General features: G+C 64.5%; 15 protein-coding genes. 5 read left to right on the top strand and 10 right to left on the bottom strand.

Features of this window, described 5'->3' with window-relative positions; translation table 11 throughout:
- Positions 1–95 precede the first annotated feature (95 nt).
- From B0E48_RS16005 to B0E48_RS15990, 4 genes are all read right to left on the bottom strand, one after another.
- Positions 96–854, bottom strand: coding sequence for a glycosyltransferase family 2 protein (locus tag B0E48_RS16005; RefSeq protein ID WP_077519140.1), 759 nt, complete (start codon positions 852–854; stop codon positions 96–98).
- Entirely contained in the window at positions 841–2106 is a 1266-nt protein-coding gene (locus B0E48_RS16000; RefSeq protein ID WP_077519139.1) for an O-antigen ligase family protein, read from the bottom strand. The genes B0E48_RS16005 and B0E48_RS16000 overlap by 14 nt, the downstream gene beginning before the upstream one ends.
- Positions 2107–2176: 70 nt before the next feature.
- Entirely contained in the window at positions 2177–3304 is a 1128-nt protein-coding gene (locus tag B0E48_RS15995) for a glycosyltransferase (protein WP_077519138.1), read from the bottom strand.
- A 77-nt stretch (positions 3305–3381) separates the two neighbouring features.
- Positions 3382–3591 carry a zinc-finger domain-containing protein gene (locus tag B0E48_RS15990; RefSeq protein WP_077519137.1) on the bottom strand — a complete coding sequence of 70 codons (210 nt, stop codon included), beginning with the start codon at positions 3589–3591 and terminating at the stop codon, positions 3382–3384.
- Positions 3592–3774: 183 nt separating this feature from the next.
- On the opposite strand from B0E48_RS15990, the gene B0E48_RS15985 reads away from it, so the two are divergent.
- On the top strand, positions 3775–5046 hold the full coding sequence (locus tag B0E48_RS15985) for a Yip1 family protein (protein WP_077519136.1): 1272 nt from the start codon (positions 3775–3777) through the stop codon (positions 5044–5046).
- 68 nt (positions 5047–5114) lie between these two features.
- Here the strand turns inward: B0E48_RS15985 and B0E48_RS15980 are convergent, their stop codons facing one another.
- Both B0E48_RS15980 and B0E48_RS15975 read right to left on the bottom strand, forming a co-directional pair.
- The gene (locus B0E48_RS15980; RefSeq protein WP_077519135.1) at positions 5115–5708 is read right to left on the bottom strand and encodes a YceI family protein; all 594 of its coding nucleotides are present in this window, start codon (positions 5706–5708) and stop codon (positions 5115–5117) included.
- Between the two features lie 40 nt (positions 5709–5748).
- The gene (locus B0E48_RS15975; RefSeq protein ID WP_077519134.1) at positions 5749–6342 is read right to left on the bottom strand and encodes a malonic semialdehyde reductase; all 594 of its coding nucleotides are present in this window, start codon (positions 6340–6342) and stop codon (positions 5749–5751) included.
- A 133-nt stretch (positions 6343–6475) separates the two neighbouring features.
- On the opposite strand from B0E48_RS15975, the gene B0E48_RS15970 reads away from it, so the two are divergent.
- Positions 6476–7453 (top strand): mitochondrial fission ELM1 family protein, encoded by a 978-nt coding sequence (locus tag B0E48_RS15970; protein ID WP_077519133.1) that lies wholly within the window; start codon positions 6476–6478, stop codon positions 7451–7453.
- A 36-nt stretch (positions 7454–7489) separates the two neighbouring features.
- On the opposite strand, the gene B0E48_RS15965 is transcribed toward B0E48_RS15970, so the two are convergent.
- Positions 7490–10399 (bottom strand): ligand-binding sensor domain-containing diguanylate cyclase, encoded by a 2910-nt coding sequence (locus B0E48_RS15965; protein WP_168170389.1) that lies wholly within the window; start codon positions 10397–10399, stop codon positions 7490–7492.
- 195 nt (positions 10400–10594) lie between these two features.
- On the bottom strand, positions 10595–13456 hold the full coding sequence (gene glnE, locus B0E48_RS15960; RefSeq protein WP_077519131.1) for a bifunctional [glutamate--ammonia ligase]-adenylyl-L-tyrosine phosphorylase/[glutamate--ammonia-ligase] adenylyltransferase: 2862 nt from the start codon (positions 13454–13456) through the stop codon (positions 10595–10597).
- A gap of 195 nt (positions 13457–13651) precedes the next feature.
- On the opposite strand from glnE, the gene B0E48_RS15955 reads away from it, so the two are divergent.
- Together B0E48_RS15955 and B0E48_RS15950 are read left to right on the top strand one after the other, a co-directional pair.
- On the top strand, positions 13652–15550 hold the full coding sequence (locus tag B0E48_RS15955) for an LTA synthase family protein (RefSeq protein ID WP_077519130.1): 1899 nt from the start codon (positions 13652–13654) through the stop codon (positions 15548–15550).
- Between the two features lie 204 nt (positions 15551–15754).
- A complete protein-coding gene (locus B0E48_RS15950) occupies positions 15755–16312 on the top strand; it encodes a hypothetical protein (protein ID WP_077519129.1) in 558 nt (185 codons plus the stop codon).
- Between the two features lie 76 nt (positions 16313–16388).
- Here B0E48_RS15950 and groL read toward each other — a convergent pair whose 3' ends face one another.
- Together groL and B0E48_RS15940 are read right to left on the bottom strand one after the other, a co-directional pair.
- Positions 16389–18041 carry a chaperonin GroEL gene (gene groL / locus B0E48_RS15945; protein WP_077519128.1) on the bottom strand — a complete coding sequence of 551 codons (1653 nt, stop codon included), beginning with the start codon at positions 18039–18041 and terminating at the stop codon, positions 16389–16391.
- A gap of 138 nt (positions 18042–18179) precedes the next feature.
- On the bottom strand, positions 18180–18473 hold the full coding sequence (locus B0E48_RS15940; protein ID WP_007081521.1) for a co-chaperone GroES: 294 nt from the start codon (positions 18471–18473) through the stop codon (positions 18180–18182).
- 244 nt (positions 18474–18717) lie between these two features.
- On the opposite strand from B0E48_RS15940, the gene cutA reads away from it, so the two are divergent.
- The gene (gene cutA, locus B0E48_RS15935; protein ID WP_077519127.1) at positions 18718–19056 is read left to right on the top strand and encodes a divalent-cation tolerance protein CutA; all 339 of its coding nucleotides are present in this window, start codon (positions 18718–18720) and stop codon (positions 19054–19056) included.
- Positions 19057–19059: the final 3 nt, after the last annotated feature.

Here is a 19059-nt window from a genome sequence, read left to right as displayed (position 1 = left end):
GCTGAACAGTGAGGCAAAATTACGACGACACATTGAAAGAATGCCGATAAATGCGAAGCCGCGCACACATCGCGCGGCTTGCCATGCGCTGCCCGTCAGCGTGTTTTCTGGTGACGGGCCTCATACAACTTGGCGTATTTCAGGAACGCGTAGAACGCGTGGATGCGGGCCGCAATGAAGCCGGCCCAGCCCGAGCGGTAATGCCCACGCAGCACGTAGTAACGCAGGAAGGCTGCGGTCGGGTAGAACACCATGCGCATGCGCAGCCAGGACACCTTGCGCTGGGCCAGATCAGCCAGTTGCATGGTGGAGTAACGGTTGGCCTTGGCGGCACGCCCGGCGATATCAGGCTCGCCGACATGGTCGATCACCACATCGAGCACACCGACCGATCCGTCCACCAGCACCGACTCGTGCACCTGATGATCGCTCATCCGCGCACGCTGTCGATCGAACAGCCGCACGTAATGATTGAGCCGGCTGCCCGAGGACTGCCAGCGCCAGAACTGCCACTCGCGTCGCCACAGCTGATAGCCGGCATGGTTCGGCGCCTGCAGCGCCTGTTGCAGGATGATGGCGCCTGCCGGCGTGAGCGATTCATCGGAATCGAGCAGCAGCACCCAGCGCTGGCTGGCCAGGTCGATCGCCGCCTGCTTCTGCGCGCTGTAGCCGGCAAATGGCTGAGCATGGATCTGCGCGCCATAGTGCGCGGCAATCGCCAGCGTGGCATCGGTCGAACCCGAATCCAGTACCACGATCTCGTCGGCCCAGGCCACCGAGCGCAGGCAGGCGTCGAGGGTGGCGGCGTTGTTCATCGTGGTCACCACCACCGACAGCGATTCACGCGAGCTCATCGCCGCCCTCCACCACGTACAGCGCGGCACACCACAAGCCGAGCAACCAGGCGAACAACAACCCCCACCAGGCCGAATAGAAGGCCAGATGGGTATTCAGCGGGAACAGCATCACACCCAGCGCCAGCGTGACCGGAAACGCGCGCGCGCGCGCCACTGCACCGACCCGACGCCACATGCGCCATGCCAGCACGACCGCGGCCAGCCACAGCGACAGGCCGAGCACACCGGTCTCGGTGAGGATCTCCAGCACCAGCTGATGCGCGTGACAGGCACCTTCGCCCACACCACAAGACTCCGCGGTGAGAAAGTGATCATCCGCCGGCGCGTACTGCGGATAGGCATAGCGGAAGCCGCGCACGCCGACACCGTTGACCGGATGCGCCGCGATCATCTTCACGCTGGTGTGCCAGATGTCCAGCCGGCCGCTGAGCGCGGTATCGATGGACTGATCGCTGCCGTGCAGGGCAAGCAGGGTGCGATCCATCCGTAGCTGAAAGCGGCTGGAGGTTTTCCAGGCGATACCGCCGGCGAGCCCCAGCAGCAGGATGCCGATCAGGCAAAATCCGGCAAAGCGCAGCGGCGAGCGCGCTTCACGCCAGGCAAAACCCAATGCCACCAGCGCATAGCACAGCCATGCCGCACGCGAGCCGGCCAGCAACACCGGCCCCAGCACCAGCACGAACGCCAGCAGCAGACCCGGCAGGCCCCAGCGTCGCCGCGCCGCCCACAACGCAAACGGCGACAACACCGCCAGGGTTGGACCCAGCTTGAGATCGGTGGCACCGAAGATGCCGGAAACGCGTTCGGCCTCGGCATGTCCGGCCACGCTCCAGCCGGTCAGCGCCTGCACCCAGGCATCGGCAGTCCACAGCGCCAGCACCAGGGCCACGGCGACATACAGTGCCTGCAGCTTGCGCTCACGGCGGATCGCGAAACACGCATACAGGCCAAGTGGCACATAGCGCAGCAGGGCTGCCACGGTACCCCAGCTCTTGCCCAGTGCCACCGAGTCGAACGACGACAGCAGCGCGGCGGCGATGTAGCCCGCCAGCAGCCACAACAGCAATTGCGCGCCGGGATGCTCCTGCACTGCCCGTGGATCCCGCGCAAACAGCAGGATCACGCCGAGCAGGCACAGGAACGTGCCCAGCTCCGAGCTGCGCCCGAACGGCAGCAGGGCGACCACCAGCCAGTACGGCAGCAGCGGCGAATGCAGTGCGGCCTTGAGCGAGGTACCGAAAGAAGTCATGGGCGAATCGGGCGAGGGCGATCACCCATTGTAGGCGTGCACAAACAGCTGTGGACTCGAAACAACGACCTCAGCCGCCGGTCACCTCGTCGTACAGCGCCAGCGTGGCCAGCTGCATGTCGATCAGGCGATAGCTCGACAGCGGCGAAATCGGCGGCGCCACCCGCAGCAACTCCGCGGCACGCTCCACCAGTCGCTCGCGATCCCCCTGCGGTACGCGGCCGGCCGGGTAAAGTTCTGCCAGCAACTCGCCGACGCCACCGTGGGCATAGCCGAGTACCGGACGGCACAGCGACAACGCCTCGATCACGGTACGCCCGAACGATTCGGGCTTGTTCGACAACTGCAGCACCAGCGCCGACACCGCATAGATGTCGCGGATATCGTGGCGCGGTGGCGTCAGTACGACGTGCGCGGTTACCCCACGCACTCGGATCAGCTCACGCAATTCCTCGACGTAGGCCTCGCGACCGGGCTCGATCACGCCCAGCAGCAGCAGCCGTGCCTCGATCCCGCGTCGCTTCAGGTCGGCCAGCAACTCGATCGCGTCATGGTGACCCTTCAGACGCGTGCCGCGCCCTGGCAGGGTCAGCAGCGGCGCGCCGGCCAGCGCAGGAAACTCCGCAAAGAAGGCCTTCTGCCAGCTGTCGTCCGGGCGGTGGCCATACGGAAACGCCGCCGGATCGATGCCGCGCGGGATCACCCGCACCTTCGCCGGCTCTAGCCAGGGGTAATGGCTGAGCACGTAATCGCGCACGGTCTGCGAGACCGCGATCACCCGTTCCCCGCGCAACAGGATCGCGCTGTAGCCGCTCGGCGAATTGAGTCCATGCACGGTGGTGATGAAATGCGGCCGCGGCGTCATCCCCTTCAACGCCCACCAGCCCATCCACGCCGGCAACCGCGAACGGGCATGCACGATGTCGGGCTTGAGTTCACGCAGTACCCGGCGCAATGAACCTAGCCGGGCCAGCGTACTCAGCGACTTGCGGCCGAGGTCGAGCGTGATGTGCTCACTGCCTTCGGCCAGCAACTGTTCGGTGAGCCGGCCACCGGCCGAGATCACCACCGAGCGATGGCCGACCTGCACCAGCGCCCGACCGATCTCCAGCGCCGAGCGCTCCGCACCGCCCGAATGCAGTGCGGGGATCAACTGGACCACAGTCAGCAGCTTGGCGGGAACGACGATGCTGGACATGAGCTCTGGACTGGACGCTTTCATTTACCGAGACAAGCAAGAACAATGCCGCCCGCCACCCGCGTGCAGCCCGTCGATCAGTCGCGCAGGATGTAATGCGCGCCACAGTAGGCACAGGTTGACTCGCCGCCGTCATCGACGATCGGCAGATACACCTTCGGATGCGAATTCCATAACTCCATGCCGGGCATCGGGCAGGACAAGGGCAGGTCGGTGCGCGTCACTTCGTAACGATTTTCGGCATTTGCCGGCACCAGCGGCGCGGCAGCAGAAGGGGAACCCGACATGGGCAAACTCCAGACTGGATAGCAGGCCGCCGATGGTAGCAGGCCGTTGCCGTCGCCCGCGTGCGGGAAGCCCGAACAGACCGAAGGACATAGCCCGTGCGGTCAATACAGATTGTGTTCAACCGGGCCGAGAATCCGGGTGCGGTTTCGCATCGAAACCACCGGCATCGAGGGGACACACTCATGGATTTCGGAAAGATCATTGAACGCATCAAGGCCATCCTGACCACGCCCAGGACTGAATGGCCAATCGCTGCCGCCGAACCAGCCAGCGTCGGTGGCCTGTATGCCGGTTACATCGCGATCGTCGCCGCGTTGCCGTCGATTGCCGGGTTCATCAAGGGCAGCCTGATCGGCTACGGCGGGTTCGGCATCACCATACGCACGCCGTTCACCCTCGGCATCACCGCCATGGTGCTGGGCTACGTGCTGAGTCTGGTGATGACCTACGTGGTCGCGCTCATCGTCAACGCGTTTGCGCCCTCCTTTGGCGGCCAGAAGGACCAGACCCAGGCCCTGAAGACCATCGCCTACGCCTGGACTGCCTACTGGATCGCCTCCATCGGCAGCATCGTGCCATGGCTGGGCTGGCTGATCGGCATCGCCGGCGGCGTCTACTCGATCTACCTGCTTTACCTGGGCCTGTCCCACACCATGAAGTGCCCGCCGGACAAGGCTGCCGGCTATACCGCAGTGACCGTGGTGGTGGCCATCGTGCTCGGCTGGATCATCGGACTGGTCGTCGCCGGTGTCATCGGCACCGCTGCACTGACCGGCGGCGCGATGAGCGGCATGAACATCAGCGGCAGCAACGGCGACAACAGCAGCGTCAGCATCGACAGCAACAGCGCGCTGGGCAAACTCGCGGCGATGGGCCAGCAGGCGGAGCAGGCCAGCAAGCAACTCGATGCCGCGCAGAAATCCGGCGACAGCGCCGCGCAATCGGCGGCGATGGGCAAGATGATGGGCGCGGTATCCGGTACCAACGGCAGCGTCGAGGCACTCGCCCCGGATCAGATCAAGACCTTCCTGCCCGACAGTCTGGGCAGCCTCAAGCGCACCAGCATCTCGGCCCAGCGCAACAGCGCGATGGGCATGCAGGTGTCCGATGCCAGTGCCGAATACAGTAACGACAGTAACCAGCACATCACGCTGGATGTTACCGACACCGGCGGCGCCAAGGGCTTCGTGGCGATGGCCGCTGCGATGGCACCGGAAGAGGACAAGGAGACCGACCACGGCTATGACAAGACCCACACCGTCGACGGCAACCTGGTGCACGAGGCATGGGACACCCAGTCCAAATCCGGCGAATACAGCGTGGTACTCGGCCAGCGTTTCACGGTCAAGGCGACCGGAAACGCGGACAGCATCGATCAGCTGAAGCAGGCGGTTGCCAGCGTCGACCTGAGCAAGCTGGAGTCGATGAAGGATGCCGGCGTGAAATCCAACTGATCCCGCCGGATCCCGTCCACAAAAAAACCGCGCTATCACTGGCGCGGTTTTTTTGTGTCCGATTGACTTTATTTGGCCGCGTCGTCCTTCGGCACCGCACCTTCGGTGGTGATGCGGATCTTGATCTCGTCGCTGACGTTCGGCACATAGGCGCCGACGCCGAAGTCCGAGCGCTTCAGTGTCGCCGTGGCATCGAAACCGATCGCTTGCGCCTTGGTCATCGGATGCGGGCCAACCTTGTTCAGCGTGGCATCCAGCACGACGGATTTGGTCACGCCATGCACGGTCAGGTCGCCGGTGACCTTGAACTTGTGGCCACCCAGCGGCTGCACCGTGGTGCTCTTGAAGGTCACCGTCGGGTACTTGTCGGCGTCGAAGAAGTCGGCCTCTTTCAGGTGCTTGTCGAGCGCGGGCACATGCGTGTCGAGGTTGGCCAGCGGCAGGGTCACCTCCACGCTGGACTGGGCCGGATGCTGTTCGTCGAACACCACGGTGCCGTCGCCCAGACCGAAATCGGCAACGGGATTGGAATAGCCGAAGTGGTTCCAGCTGAACAGGACCATGGTGTGGCCCGGGTCGAGCTTGTAGGTGACCGGTGCGGCCTGCGCCGATACAGCGGCGCCGAGCAGGCCGGCGAGTACGAGATATTTCAGTGCACGCATGGGAGTGCCTCCTTGGGGAATGATGGGTTGTGGCGCGGCTTCAGGCGATCTTGCAGGCTTCGTCGAACGCAAGACGAGGGCTGCGCGGGAACAGATTACGGCTGGCATCGCCGTAACCGATATTGATCAGGAAGTTGGATTTGACTGCAGTTCCGGCGAAGAACGCCGCATCCACGCCAGCCTGGTCGTAACCGGACATCGGGCCGCAATCGAGCCCGAGCGCGCGTGCTGCCATCAGCACATAAGCACCTTGCAGGGTCGCATTGCGGAATGCGGTAGTGTCGATCAGCGGCTGGTTGCCGACAAACCAGCTGCGCGCATCCGCGTGCGGGAACAACTTCGGCAGATGCTCGTAGAACTCGTGGTCGGTGGCGATGATCGCGGTCACCGGCGCTTCCATCGTCTTGGCACGGTTGCCGTCGGACAGGAACGGCGCCAGCTTCGCCTTCGCTTCCTTCGACTTCACGAACACCAGCCGCATCGGCGAGGCGTTGGCACTGGTCGGGCCGAACTTGGCCAGTTCGTAGAGCTGGTGCAGTTGTTCGTCGCTCACGTCCTTGGGCAACCAGGCATTGAACGTACGGGCGTTGCGGAACAACTGATCGAGACTGGTCTCGGAAAGCAACTCGCTCATGGGTATCCTCTGCAGAAGGCGCGCCGGCATGACGCTACACCCTGCAAGTGTATAGGTGCCCGCGCACCAGCAGATCACGATCTGAGGAACGTACTGTGTTGATCAGGGAAACAATGCCACGCCGCCTGCGCCGATGCTGAAGCTTCATGGCGAATGCTGGGTGATCACGGACATGGCGGCCGGCAACCAGCGGCAAGCGCTGGCGCTGGCCGAACAGCTGCAGATGCCGTTCCGCCATCTGGTACTGGAGCCGCGCGCGCCATGGTCATGGCTGGCGCCGCGCCTCACTATCGGCGGCACGCTTGCGTTGCCGGTCGACCAGCGTGCGGTGTTTGCGCCACCGTGGCCCAGCGTGGCGATCGGCTGCGGTCGCGCCGCCGCCCTGTTTACCCGCATGCTGCGCCGGTTATCCGCCGGCCAGTGTCATACGGTGCAGATCCTCGACCCACGTATCGACCCCGCACATTGGGACACGGTGATTGCACCGCGGCACGACCGGGTCGATGGTGCCAACGTACTGCAGCCACTCGGTTCGTTGAATTCGGTCGACGACGCGTGGCTGGCCGACGGCCGCGAATCCTGCCCGCACTTCGCCGAGCTGCCGCAACCACGCGTCGGCGTGCTGCTTGGCGGCCCACGCCAAGGCATCGCACTCGATGCCGACTATGCCCGTCAGCTGGCCGGACGCCTGCTTGATCGTTGGCGACACGAAGGCGGCAGCCTCTTGGTGCTGGCTTCCCGGCGCACGCCAGCCACGCTGATCGAGATCTTTCGACAAGCCTTGCAGAAGGTGCCCGGACTGGTCTGGGCCGGACACGACGACGGCCGCAATCCCTACCCTGGCGTACTCGGCTGGGCCGACCGTCTCGTCGTCACCCCCGACTCAGTGAACATGCTCAGCGAAGCCTGCGCCGTCGGCTGCCCGGTGCAGACCTTCGTGACTATGCCGCTACCGACAAAGATCGAACGATTTCATCACGCGCTGCGCAGCGCAGGCTTGCTGCAGGATATCGACGACGTGGCGGCGCTGAAGCACACGCCGCCCCTGCGCGAGACCGGCGCGATCGCGGGCATCTTGCGCAAAGGGATTGAAAGCCGCAACCAAGGCTGAGCAACGCGACTCGATCGCAGCCGTCGGAGACGTGCCTCAAGACGCTTCGCGTACCCAGCACAGTTGGCCCGAAGCAAGCAGTACCTCGAGTTGTGGCGCCAGCGGAGTGCGCAGGATTTCCGCTGGTACCGGCGCGGTAGCGATCAGCCCGACGCAGGTGTTGCGTCCGTCCTGTTTGGCGCGGTACAGGGCAAGGTCGGCCAGCTCCAGTGTCGCGTCGAACGTCGTGTCATCAACGTGCGCGGCGACGGGATGCAAGCTGAAGCCGATCGAACAGGTCAGTTTGATCGTGCCGCCACGGCCATCCACGAAGTCCTGCGCGGCGATATCGCGACGCAGACGTTCGGCAATGATCAGCGCGCCTGCAGCATCGACGCTCTGCAGCAACAACAGAAATTCCTCGCCACCCCAACGCACGGTGATGTCGCTGTCGCGCCGTGCCGCCGTGAGAAGACGACCCAGCGCACGCAACACGGCGTCCCCAGCCGCATGGCCGTAGCCGTCATTGACGTGCTTGAAATAGTCGATGTCGATCTGCAGCACCGCGATGGGTTGGCCGTCGGCAAGCACGAGGGGCAGTTGTTTCAGCAGGTAGCGTCGGTTGTGCAGTGCGGTCAAGGCATCGGTATGACTCTCCTCGGCCAACGCCAGGTTGGTCACACGCAAGCGTTCGACGGCGCGCGCGAGCTGCTCGGTGCGCTGCATGACCTGCTCTTCCAGTCGTGCGTTGCGGCGGCGTTGCGTGCGCATGCTCCACGCCACCAGCAGGATGATCGTCAGGCACAACAGCAGCAGCGCCGCGCCGCGCACCAGCGCACGTTCGTACCAAAGCGGTTCGACCCGGATCGCCAGCTCCGCCTCGGGACCGAATCCGGGCGCGCCGGCGAGCGTGGCAGCGACCCGGAAACGGTATTTGCCTGGCGGCAGGTGCGTGTAGAACGCGCTGCGCCGGACACCCGCATCCTGCCAGTCCGTGTCGTAACCTTCGAGCCGATAGCGAAACCGCAGCGTGCCGACCCGCAGATACGGCGCCGTGTAATGAATCGCCACATCACGCGCATCATCGTGCAGATCCAGGGGTTCGCCCGGCAGCATGAGTCCGGCATGTTCGACGGATTCAATCGCCGCCGCCGGTGGTTTCGGCAGCGTGCCAAGTTCGCGCGTATTCAGCCCCAGCGCGCCATCGGTCGTGCTGTACCAGATGACATCACCATCGATCAGGCTGCGTGCGCCTGCGCCCCCGTTGCAGCAGTGCACGTTGTGCAGACTGGTGACGCGCTCTTCACCGGCAATCAGCTGTGGTGCGATCTGGCGTGCCGGTGAGCCTGGCAACGGCAGTTGCGCGAGTGGCAGCCGCCATGCGCCGGCAATCGAACCGACGTAGAGTTCGCCGCCGAGCACATCGAGCGTCCAGGCATTGTCGCTGGGCAGGCCATCCTTCTGAGTGGTCATGCGCAGCTTTCCGTTCAGCATGACGCCAATGCCGGCATCGGTGGTGGCAATGCCTAGCTTGTCACGGTCCAGCATGGCCACGCGGGAAACAAAGTGGCCGCGCAACGGCGCCGCCCATGCAGGTTGCGTCAAGCTGCCATCGCGCAGTTCGCGCACACCATCCTCAGTGCCCAGATACAGATGATTCGGCGCCAACGGCAGAATCGAGCGGATCGTCGCGGCGGCCACCGACGCTGCGGGATCGGCACGGCTGAGCGTATCCGCATGCCAGTGATAGAGGCCGCCGGAAGTACCGATCCAGAAATCGTCATCGGCGACTTCGCAAATATCGTTGATTTGCCAGTTGTCCAACGCAGCCAAGGCAGCCGGCGTGACCTTGCTGCCGTGGTCGTAAACCGCGATGCCGGCACGGGTGCCGATCCACAGTCGACCTCGATGGTCATAGTACAACTCGTAGGCCGATGGGTTGGGCAATGCGCTGCCCGGGATCAGTGAGTGCACCCGCTGGCCGTCGAAAGTTTCCACGTCGGAATTAGTGCCGAGCACGATCTCGTCGTGCGGCCCGTGCACGACGCTCCAGACCAAGGAGTCCACTACCCCGTCGCGGGATGACACGCGCCGTGCCCAGCCATTCCAGACCCGATACAGACCGCTGATATGGGTACCCATCCACAGATTGCCGGCGCGATCCTCATGCAGCGCCTGAACCCATGGGTGGTGCACGATATCGTTGTCGTCGTTCCGTTCCAACGTGGCACTGGGCAAGCGTCGATAGAGCGCCGGCACGGTGCCGATCCACAGCTCGCCTTCGCGATCGGGCAGCAGGCTTTCAATCGACGTGGTGTCGAGCCCGTCACCCAGACCGGAGGGCACGATGCGATTGCCGTCCAGGCGCATCAGTCCGAGGTGCGTACCCAGCCACAAGGCACCCTGCGTGCTGGCGATGCTGGTGATCGCCGCTGGCTGATGCGGCGAGGCGTCCTGCTGCACACATGCCACGTCCGGCTGATCCAGCGTACCCGTGAGGCGGCACACACGACCCAGTCCGCCGATCCACAGCGTCTTGCCTTCGCGCAACAGACTGAACGCTGGACCGCTGTAGCCAGTAACGGGCGTGATCCGACCGTTTCGCAGCCACGCCAGACCATGCGAAGTAGCCAGCAGCGGAGTACCGTCGCCGGCATCGATGATCGCCTTGACCGCATTGCCGCCAACGACGGTGAAGTGCCCGTCGCGTTCGCGCAGCAAGCCGTGCACACCGCCAAACCAGACGTCTCCGTGTGGATCGGCCCAGACCGCGGCAAGCATGCTGGTGTCGACCCCGGTGCTGGCGCGGTCAAACGTGACAAACCGCGTGCCATCGAAACGCGCCACCGCCATCTGCGTATTGACCCAAAGAAAGCCCGCGCGATCCTCGGCCATGCCGAGCACGGTGATCTGCGGCAGGCCCTGCTCGACACTCCAGTGATCGAGAATCAAGGCGTGGAACGGCATTTGCGGATCCAATGCAGCGGCGGACCGCATACCGGATATGCAGATCGAAAACGCGAACAGGACCGCGTACAACGCCCGTGTCATGCTTCCCCTTGAGCAAGCCGCGTCGACATCGGTCTGGGTGACGCCGCTGGCTTGCGGCGATCTTGCCCTGTTGGCGACGTGCCCGACAAGCGTTGCGGACGTCCAGCATGGCTACGCCGGGCTGCGGGGCATACCAAACGCAAAACCTAGCGCATTCGTGACTTCTTGCACGCCGTTGCATAACTGCTCCAGCTCGGCATCACGCGGTGCGACGCGCGGACGCAAGTCGAGCGTGCAGGCCAGTGCACGTTGCAGCAGGTCCGCATGCGCCACGCTCAGGATCGCGGCCTGATCGGCATCGAGCCAGCCAGCCGTGCGGCACGCTTCGATCAGGCCGGCATTCGCGGTGACACCCAGCAAGTCGGGTCGCTGCGTCGCATGTGCCAGCACCAGGCCCTGCAGGGCGAATTCGATATCGAGCAGGCCACCATGGCCTTGCTTGAGGTCGAGCTGGCGCGCATCGGAACGATCGCGTTCGGCACGCCAGCGTTGCCGCATGCTGCTGACGTCGGTCAGCACCGCAGGAAGATCGCGCGGCACCGCCAGAATTTCGCGACGCACGTCGGCCAGCTCGCGGTTGAGCGCCGCATCGCCGGCCACCGGACGGGCGCGCAGCAAGGCCTGATGCTCCCACGTCCAGGCGCGGCTTTTCTGGTACGCGACAAACGCGTCCAGGCTGCTGACCAGCAGGCCCTTGGAGCCGTCCGGACGCAATCGCGTATCGACGTCATACAGACGCCCGCCGCGGGTCAGCACAGTGAGCCAGTTCATTACCCGCTGGGCCAGGCGCTGGTACCAGCGCGAACCCTCGATCGGACGTGCACCGTCGCTCAACATCTGCGCGCGACGGCCGTCGAAGACGAACACCAGATCCACATCCGAGGCGAAGCCCAGCTCCTCGCCACCCAGGCTGCCGTAACCGAGCACGCTGAAACCGGAACCCTCGCCGGGCAACCGCCCGTGCTGGGCGATCAGCTCGCGCTCGGCCAGCGCCAGCACCGCGCCCACCACCGATTCGGCCAGTGCACCGAGCCTGCGGGCGGTGGCGACCGCATCGGCGCGGCCATCGTTGAACGCGAGCCCGAGCCGGAACGCAGTGGATGCCTTGAATTCGTTGATCCGGTCGAGTTCGGCCTCGGCCTCGCGTTCGTCCAGCGTGGTCAGCACGCGGGCGATCTCGGCGGCGATGTCGGCGCGCTTGAACGGCAGTTGATCGATGCGCGGATCGAGCACGTCGTCCAGCAACAGTGGCTGCGCGATCACGCGCTCGGCGAGGAAGGCGCTGTCGCCGAACAGGCGTACCAACCGCTTGCGTGCAGCCGGCTGCTCTTCCAGCAGCGCCAGATACGACGAGCGTCGCGCCACCGCCTGCATCAACCGGCACAGCCGCAGCAGGCTCGGCACCGGCGCGGTGGTGCCTCGCGCGGCACTGAACAACTGCGGCATCAGATGATCGAGCCGCTCGCGCGAACGCGCGGACATCGCCCGCACCGGCGCGGCCTGCGGCAGTTTCGACAAGGCGTCGGCCAGCTCGGCACCGGGTACGAAACCGGAGGCTTCCAGCACAGCGGCATCGAGCGATTCATCGCAGGCGCGTTGCCACAGCACCATGTCGGCCGCTGGCACGCTGGCGGCACGGCCGCCTTGCGGCATCAGCACGGCAGCAAATTCCTCGCTGACGATCGCGCGGTGTTTCGCCAGTGCCGCATTGAGCGTGTCCCAGTCTGGATAGTCCAGGCTCAGCGCGATGCGCTCGCGACTGAGCGCGTCATCGGGGATGTCATGGGTCTGCGCATCACGCAGCATCTGCACGCGGTTTTCCACCCGGCGCAGCAATACATAGGCCTCACGCAGCATCCGCGCACGCGCAGCGCCGATGTGCCCGCGCGCCTCGCATGCGGTCAGCGCCGGCAGCAGGCCGCGCACGCGCAAGCTCGGTTCGCGGCCGCCGCGAATCAACTGGGTCAGCTGCACGATGAATTCGATCTCGCGGATGCCACCGGGGCCGAGCTTGAGGTTGTCGGCGAGATCCTTGCGCGCGACTTCCGCATCGATCAACGCCTTCATTTCGCGCAAGCCGGCAAACGCGGTGTAGTCGAGATATTTGCGGTAGATGAACGGCCGCAGCAGTTCCTGCAGCTGCTTGCCGGCGGCAAGATCGCCGGCGACCGGACGCGCCTTGATCCAGGCATAGCGCTCCCAGTCGCGGCCCTCGCTCTGGTAGTACTGCTCCATCGCGGCAAACGACAGCGCGAGGCGCCCGGCATTGCCGAACGGGCGCAGACGCAGGTCGACCCGCGCGCAGATGCCGTCCATGGTTGGCTCGTTCAGCAGCCGCACCAGCTGGCGGCCGAGCCGGATGAAGCATTCGCTGTTGTCGAGCGGGCGTACGCCATCGGTCTGGCCACCGTGCGGATAGGCCAGCACCAGGTCGATATCGGAAGAGAAATTCAGCTCGCTGCCGCCGAGCTTGCCGAAGCCGATCACCAGCAGCCGCTGCCGCGCACCGTCATGCGTGCGGCTGTGGCCGTAGCGCGTCGCCAGCGCGCGCTCGGACCAGTCCAGCGCCACGCTAAGAAGTGCCTCGTACAGCACGCTGGTGGCGGACAGGGTTTCCGGCAGCTCGTCCAGCCCGTTGACGTCGCGGAACACCAGCCGCAGCGCCTCGGCATGGCGGAAGCGGCGCAGCGCAACCATGCAGGCAGCTTCATCACCGGGCAGTTTCAGCGCATCGATGCGCGCGCTGGCATCGCTGCCCGAACGCAGTCGCTCCAGCCCCTGCGGCGCCAGCAGTTGCGGCTGGCGGCACCACACGTCGAACGCGAAATCGCTGGCCAGCAAGGTGCGCCGGATCCGTTCGGCCACGCCGGCGTCGTCGTGCAGCGGCACGCCGGCGGCGCGGCAGCGGACAGCAAGCTCGCCGTAGCGGTCGTCAATCAGCGCACGCAGCGCGGCAGATTCATGAAAGGGCATCCGGCCATTGTGCCGCAGTGCGGCAACCGATGCCGGCCTGAACGATCATCCTCAGGCGGGTATACCGACGCGACCGGCGGCGCGTTGTACCACCCAGCCGTGAGCCCGAAATTCGCCGATCCGGCACCAACACTTGGTTCATCTGGGCCCGATTACATTTTCGTGTCCACCCCATGACAGCAACGCAGGACTGCCATGTTGTTGAATTCCACTAGCCCATCTCGCCCTTGGCGCGTGCTGGCCCCGCGTATCGCGCTGCTACTGTTGCTGGCGCTGGCGTTCGTGCTGCTGACCGGCCTGCTGGATGGTGGCGCCGGTGTGGCGCCGTTGCAGTTGTTCGATCAACCACGCTTCCCGCTGGCCAACGCGTGGCCCGGGTTACTGTTGGCTGCTGTGCTGCTGGTGATCAGTCGCCGCGTGCTGTTGTCGTTCGGCCTGGCCTTCCTGCTGCAGGGGTTGGTGTACGCCGTCAACGTGCTCAAGGTGGCCAACCTCGGCACGCCGCTGCTGCCGGATGACTTTCGCATGGTGGGTCAGTTGCGCAAAGGCGGCGCGCATCTGCTGTTCGGCTACCTGCCGCACAGCCCGTGGCCGTACCTGGGGTTGCTGGGCGGTGTGGCCCTGATCATCGCGATGTGGCGCTATGAGCCGCCGCTGTTCGCGCGGCGTACCCGCGGCAAACGGTTGCTGGCCGGCAGCGTGCTGGCGGCGGTGTTGATCAGCCTGCTGGGCGGACTGCCCGTGTGGGGGAAGCTCTACAACGGCCAGGTGCTATGGCTGGAGCCGTGGTCGGCCTCCTCGACCAGCACCCATTCCGGCCTGATCAGCTCGCTGATGATGTTTCACCTGCAATATGGCCAGGGCAAACGCAAGCCAAACGGTGCCGCCGCCTCGCAGCTGATCGGCCAATCCGCGGCGGCGCTGCAGCAATCGATGCAGACCCCGACCGCCAGCGACGCATTGCCCGACATCGTGGTGATACAGAGTGAGTCGTTCTTCGATCCCACCCGCATGCGCGGTTACGAAGACAGCAACTTTGCGCCGAACCTGCGCCGACTGGCTGAGCACGGCATCAGCGGCGACCTGCACGTGCCGACCTTCGGCGGCGGCACCATCCGCACCGAGTTCGAGGTGCTCACCGGGCTGTCATTGCGCTACTTCGAAAACCTGCAGTTCCCCTATCTGCAGATGAGCCACAAAGCCGTGCCGAGTCTGGTCCACGTGTTGAACGCGCATGGTTACGAAACCACCGCCCTGCACGGCAACGACCCCGCGTTCTGGAACCGCACGAGCGCGTTCAAGTCGCTCGGCTTCAACCGCTTCGTGTCGCAGTCGTCGTTCCCGGTCCATGCGGCGATGGACGGCAAGTACATGGCCGACAGCGCGATGACCGACCAGATCATGCACGAGCTGAAAGACAGCGGGCCGCCGCAATTCCTCTTCGCGATCAGCATCGAGGCGCACGGCCCGTACGACGTCGAACCAACCAATCGCGCCGAACGCGATGCCATTCCGGTACCCGACGGCATCACCGGCATGGACAAGCAGGAACTGCAGACCTACCTCTACCACCTGCAGCACGCCGACGCCGAACTGGGCCGGCTGGTCGCATGGCTGGCCCAGCGCCAGCGGCCGAGCTTGGTGCTGTTCTATGGCGATCATCTGCCGGCGCTGAGCAACAGTTACCAGATCACCGGCTTCGTCGACGGCAAGGACATGCTGAGCCAGGCCGGCACTTGGCTTCTGGTCGATCCGCACGCGCAGGGCCAGCCGATCCATGAGGACACCGCCGCCTGGCTGCTGGCCGGCAAGCTGCTGGCCCAGGCTGGCATCCACGATGATGCCTATTACGCCCTGACCGGTGTGGTCGGCCCGCAACTCGCTGCACTGACCGAAGCCCCCGGCGCCCCACCACCAACCGAAGGCAGCGATGTACAGAAGCTCGACGATGCGATGGCCAGCGTCGATCAGCTGCGCATGAACGGCAAACTCGACAAGCTGCTGCCAAGGGCCCCGCTGCCACCCAACGGCGGCATCGCGCACAGCGACACTGCGCCGACACAGCCGCCGACGACCATCGCGCTGCCTCAGTAGGCACAAGATGGATGTCCGGAAATCGAGCGCGTCGTGAAGAGTCCGTCAACGAGAGAGACTGCGATTCAGCGAGCTGTCTGCCAAATGAAGTGAAACCGCGCGTGTTCATACCCCAGCAGGGGAACGACCCCTAGCGTCGATGCAGCCCGCAAGCCCGTTTCCACCTCGCGGTTTCCGGCGTTCTCTCAGCAGGAGTCACTAAACATGCGCAAGACCATGCTTGCCACTCTCATCATCGGTGCCAGCGTACTCACAGTCCCCGCCTTCGCCCAAGTCAACCTGGGTGGTGCGGCCAAGGTCGGTGGCGGTTTGAATACCGGCGCCGTCGTGCCCAACGCCATGCACACGACCGATCAGGTCGGTACGCAAACCGGTGACACCTTGCGACACACCAGCCGCAAGGCGAAGCAGGTGACGCACAAGACCGCCGATCAGGCCCACTCGGCCGTCAGTGATACCGGCAGTGCCAACGTCAGCGTGAATGGCAGCACTGCGATGAGTGCCGGCACCGGCAGCAGCAACACGGCCGCGAACGCCAGTGTCGATACCGGTGCCAGCGTGGATGCCGGCGCAGCAGCCAACCGGGTTGGTCAGGCTGGACAGAATGTCGGCAACCAGACCGGCAATGCCGTTCACTCGACGCTGCACACCACCGGCAATGCGGTGCACTCGGTCGGCAACACTGCCGGCCAAGCCACCGCCGGGCAGTCCGTCGGCGCCGATGCCAATGTCAACGCCAACGCTGACGCGCACGGTCACTAAGAAATCTGCGACATCGCACCCAAAAGAAAACCCCGCCGAGGCGGGGTTTTCTTTGTTGCAACTTGGAGAGCGGGACTTAGAAGTCCATACCACCCATGCCGCCCATGCCGCCGCCCATGCCACCGCCGCCATGGCTGTGGCCGTCGTCTTTCTTCGGCAGCTCGGCAACGATCGCCTCGGTGGTGATCGCCAGGCCGGCAACCGACGAAGCGTGCTGCAGCGCGGTGCGGGTGACCTTGGTCGGATCCAGGATGCCCATCGCCACCATGTCGCCGAACTCACCGGTCGCGGCGTTGTAGCCGAAGTTGCCGGTGCCTTCCTTGACGCGGTTGACGATGACTGACGGCTCTTCGCCGGCGTTGGAAACGATCGCACGCAGCGGCGCTTCCAGCGCGCGACGGGTGATCGCGATGCCCAGATCCTGGTCGGTGTTGTCGCCCTTCAGGCCTTCGACGGCCTTCAGTGCACGGATCAGCGCAACGCCACCGCCCGGAACCACGCCTTCTTCGACGGCTGCGCGCGTGGCGTGCAGGGCGTCTTCGACGCGGGCCTTCTTTTCCTTCATTTCGATCTCGGTGCCGGCACCGACCTTGATGACCGCAACGCCGCCGGCCAGCTTGGCCACGCGCTCCTGCAGCTTCTCGCGATCGTAGTCGGAGGATGTCTCCTCGATCTGCGCCTTGATCTGGCCGATGCGCGACTGGATTTTTTCGGCTTCACCGGCACCATCGATGATCGTGGTGTTTTCCTTGGTGATGACGATGCGCTTGGCACGACCCAGATCGGCGAGCGTGGTCTTCTCCAGCGACAGGCCCACTTCCTCGGACACGACCTGACCGTTGGTCAGCACCGCGATGTCTTCCAGGATCGCCTTGCGACGGTCACCGAAGCCCGGCGCCTTGACGGCGGCAACCTTGACGATGCCGCGAATGGTGTTGACCACCAGGGTGGCCAGCGCCTCGCCTTCGACTTCCTCGGCGACGATCAGCAACGGCTTGCCCGCCTTGGCAACGGCTTCCAGCACCGGCAGCAGCTCGCGAACGTTGGAGACCTTCTTGTCGTGGATCAGGATGTACGGGTCGTCCAGCTCAACCTGCTGCGAAGCCTGGTTGTTGATGAAGTACGGCGACAGGTAGCCGCGATCGAACTGCATGCCTTCGACGACGTCGAGCTCGTTCTCGAGACCCGAACCTTCCTCGACCGTGATCACGCCTTCCTTGCCGACTTTCTTCATCGCGGTGGCGATGATGTCGCCGATGTTGGTGTCGGAGTTGGCCGAGATCGTACCGACCTGGGCGATTTCCTTGTCGTTCGCCGTCGGGTTGGAGAGCTTCTTCAGCTCGCCGACCGCAGCCGCAACGGCCTTGTCGATGCCGCGCTTCAGATCCATCGGGTTGATGCCGGCGGCAACAGCCTTGAGGCCTTCCTGGATGAACGCCTGTGCCAGCACGGTTGCGGTGGTGGTGCCGTCACCGGCAACGTCGGAAGTCTTGGAAGCGGCTTCCTTGACGATCTGCGCGCCGAGGTTCTCGTAACGGTCGGCCAGTTCGATCTCTTTCGCGACGGACACGCCGTCCTTGGTGATCGTCGGCGCGCCGAAGCTCTTCTCGAGCACGACGTTGCGGCCCTTCGGGCCCAGGGTGACCTTGACTGCATTAGCCAGGGTGTTCACGCCCTTGAGCATGCGGGCGCGAGCGTCTTCGCCAAAACGGACTTCTTTAGCTGCCATAAAATTTTTGCCTCAAAAATTTTGAATAGGAATGGGGTTTGCTTCTAGAGCGGTAGCGCGAAGGATCAGGAACCAGGGAGGTCGGCGTGCGCGGATGTACGCGCTCTAACGAATCGCGAATCCTGATCCCGAAGGTAATCAGCCTTCGATCACAGCCACGATGTCGTCTTCCTTCAGGAACACCAGATCTTCACCGTCGATCTTGATTTCCTGACCGGCGTACTTGCCGAACAGCACGGTGTCGCCAGCCTTCAGCGACATCGGGCGCACCTTGCCGTCAGCCATGATCAGGCCAGTGCCGGCGGCGACGACCTTGCCGCGGGTGGGCTTTTCGGTGGCGCTATCGGGGATGACGATGCCGCCGGCGGAGACGCGCTCTTCTTCGAGACGCTTGACGATGACGCGGTCGTGCAACGGACGCAGTGTGCTCATGGACAACTCCAGCTGACTATTGAGGTGGGACAAGGCTTTGAAGACCCGGATCGGCAGTCTTGTTAGCACTCGGAGTAAATGAGTGCCAATTTTACGGGTATGAGACGCCGCTGCAAGAACATTTGAACTGGGGATGGACAGCTAATTGGGTGGACGGGGACGGGTTTCAAGGGCGATCGGTGAAATCACCCATACCGGCGCCTGCTCCGCGCATGGCTGGCCCGTTTCCCTCTACGCTTGGCCGATGGTCCCACAAACAAGTCCCGACACCGTCCTGCTTTGTTACTGCAGCTGCCCCGACAGCGCCTGCGCGCAGACGATCGCCGAGGCGCTGGTCAACGAACAGCTGGCCGCTTGCGTCAACCGGCTGTCCGGCATCAGTTCCACCTATCGCTGGCAAGGTGCGGTAACCACCGACCGCGAAGAACTGCTGCTGATCAAGACCACGGCCGGCCGCTTCGATGCGCTGAAAACACGCCTGCTGGCAATGCACCCCTACGAACTGCCGGAGCTGATTGCCGTACCGGTGGAGTTCGGTCACCCCGCCTATCTGGACTGGGTACGGCAATCCGTCAGCGGCTGACGC

Source organism: Rhodanobacter sp. C03 (assembly GCF_002001175.1).
Taxonomy (GTDB): Bacteria; Pseudomonadota; Gammaproteobacteria; order Xanthomonadales; family Rhodanobacteraceae; genus Rhodanobacter.
This window is presented reverse-complemented; position numbering and strand designations above follow the sequence as displayed.

Excerpts from the sequence above, each read along its gene's own strand:
- B0E48_RS16005 (WP_077519140.1), bottom strand. The coding sequence starts at position 854 with ATGAGCTCGCGTGAATCGCTGTCGGTGGTGGTGACCACGATGAACAAC.
- B0E48_RS16000 (WP_077519139.1), bottom strand. The coding sequence starts at position 2,106 with ATGACTTCTTTCGGTACCTCGCTCAAGGCCGCACTGCATTCGCCGCTG.
- B0E48_RS15995 (WP_077519138.1), bottom strand. The coding sequence starts at position 3,304 with ATGTCCAGCATCGTCGTTCCCGCCAAGCTGCTGACTGTGGTCCAGTTG.
- B0E48_RS15990 (WP_077519137.1), bottom strand. The coding sequence starts at position 3,591 with ATGTCGGGTTCCCCTTCTGCTGCCGCGCCGCTGGTGCCGGCAAATGCC.
- B0E48_RS15985 (WP_077519136.1), top strand. The coding sequence starts at position 3,775 with ATGGATTTCGGAAAGATCATTGAACGCATCAAGGCCATCCTGACCACG.
- B0E48_RS15980 (WP_077519135.1), bottom strand. The coding sequence starts at position 5,708 with ATGCGTGCACTGAAATATCTCGTACTCGCCGGCCTGCTCGGCGCCGCT.
- B0E48_RS15975 (WP_077519134.1), bottom strand. The coding sequence starts at position 6,342 with ATGAGCGAGTTGCTTTCCGAGACCAGTCTCGATCAGTTGTTCCGCAAC.
- B0E48_RS15970 (WP_077519133.1), top strand. The coding sequence starts at position 6,476 with ATGCTGAAGCTTCATGGCGAATGCTGGGTGATCACGGACATGGCGGCC.
- B0E48_RS15965 (WP_168170389.1), bottom strand. The coding sequence starts at position 10,399 with ATGCCGTTCCACGCCTTGATTCTCGATCACTGGAGTGTCGAGCAGGGC.
- glnE (WP_077519131.1), bottom strand. The coding sequence starts at position 13,456 with ATGCCCTTTCATGAATCTGCCGCGCTGCGTGCGCTGATTGACGACCGC.
- B0E48_RS15955 (WP_077519130.1), top strand. The coding sequence starts at position 13,652 with ATGTTGTTGAATTCCACTAGCCCATCTCGCCCTTGGCGCGTGCTGGCC.
- B0E48_RS15950 (WP_077519129.1), top strand. The coding sequence starts at position 15,755 with ATGCGCAAGACCATGCTTGCCACTCTCATCATCGGTGCCAGCGTACTC.
- groL (WP_077519128.1), bottom strand. The coding sequence starts at position 18,041 with ATGGCAGCTAAAGAAGTCCGTTTTGGCGAAGACGCTCGCGCCCGCATG.
- B0E48_RS15940 (WP_007081521.1), bottom strand. The coding sequence starts at position 18,473 with ATGAGCACACTGCGTCCGTTGCACGACCGCGTCATCGTCAAGCGTCTC.
- cutA (WP_077519127.1), top strand. The coding sequence starts at position 18,718 with ATGGTCCCACAAACAAGTCCCGACACCGTCCTGCTTTGTTACTGCAGC.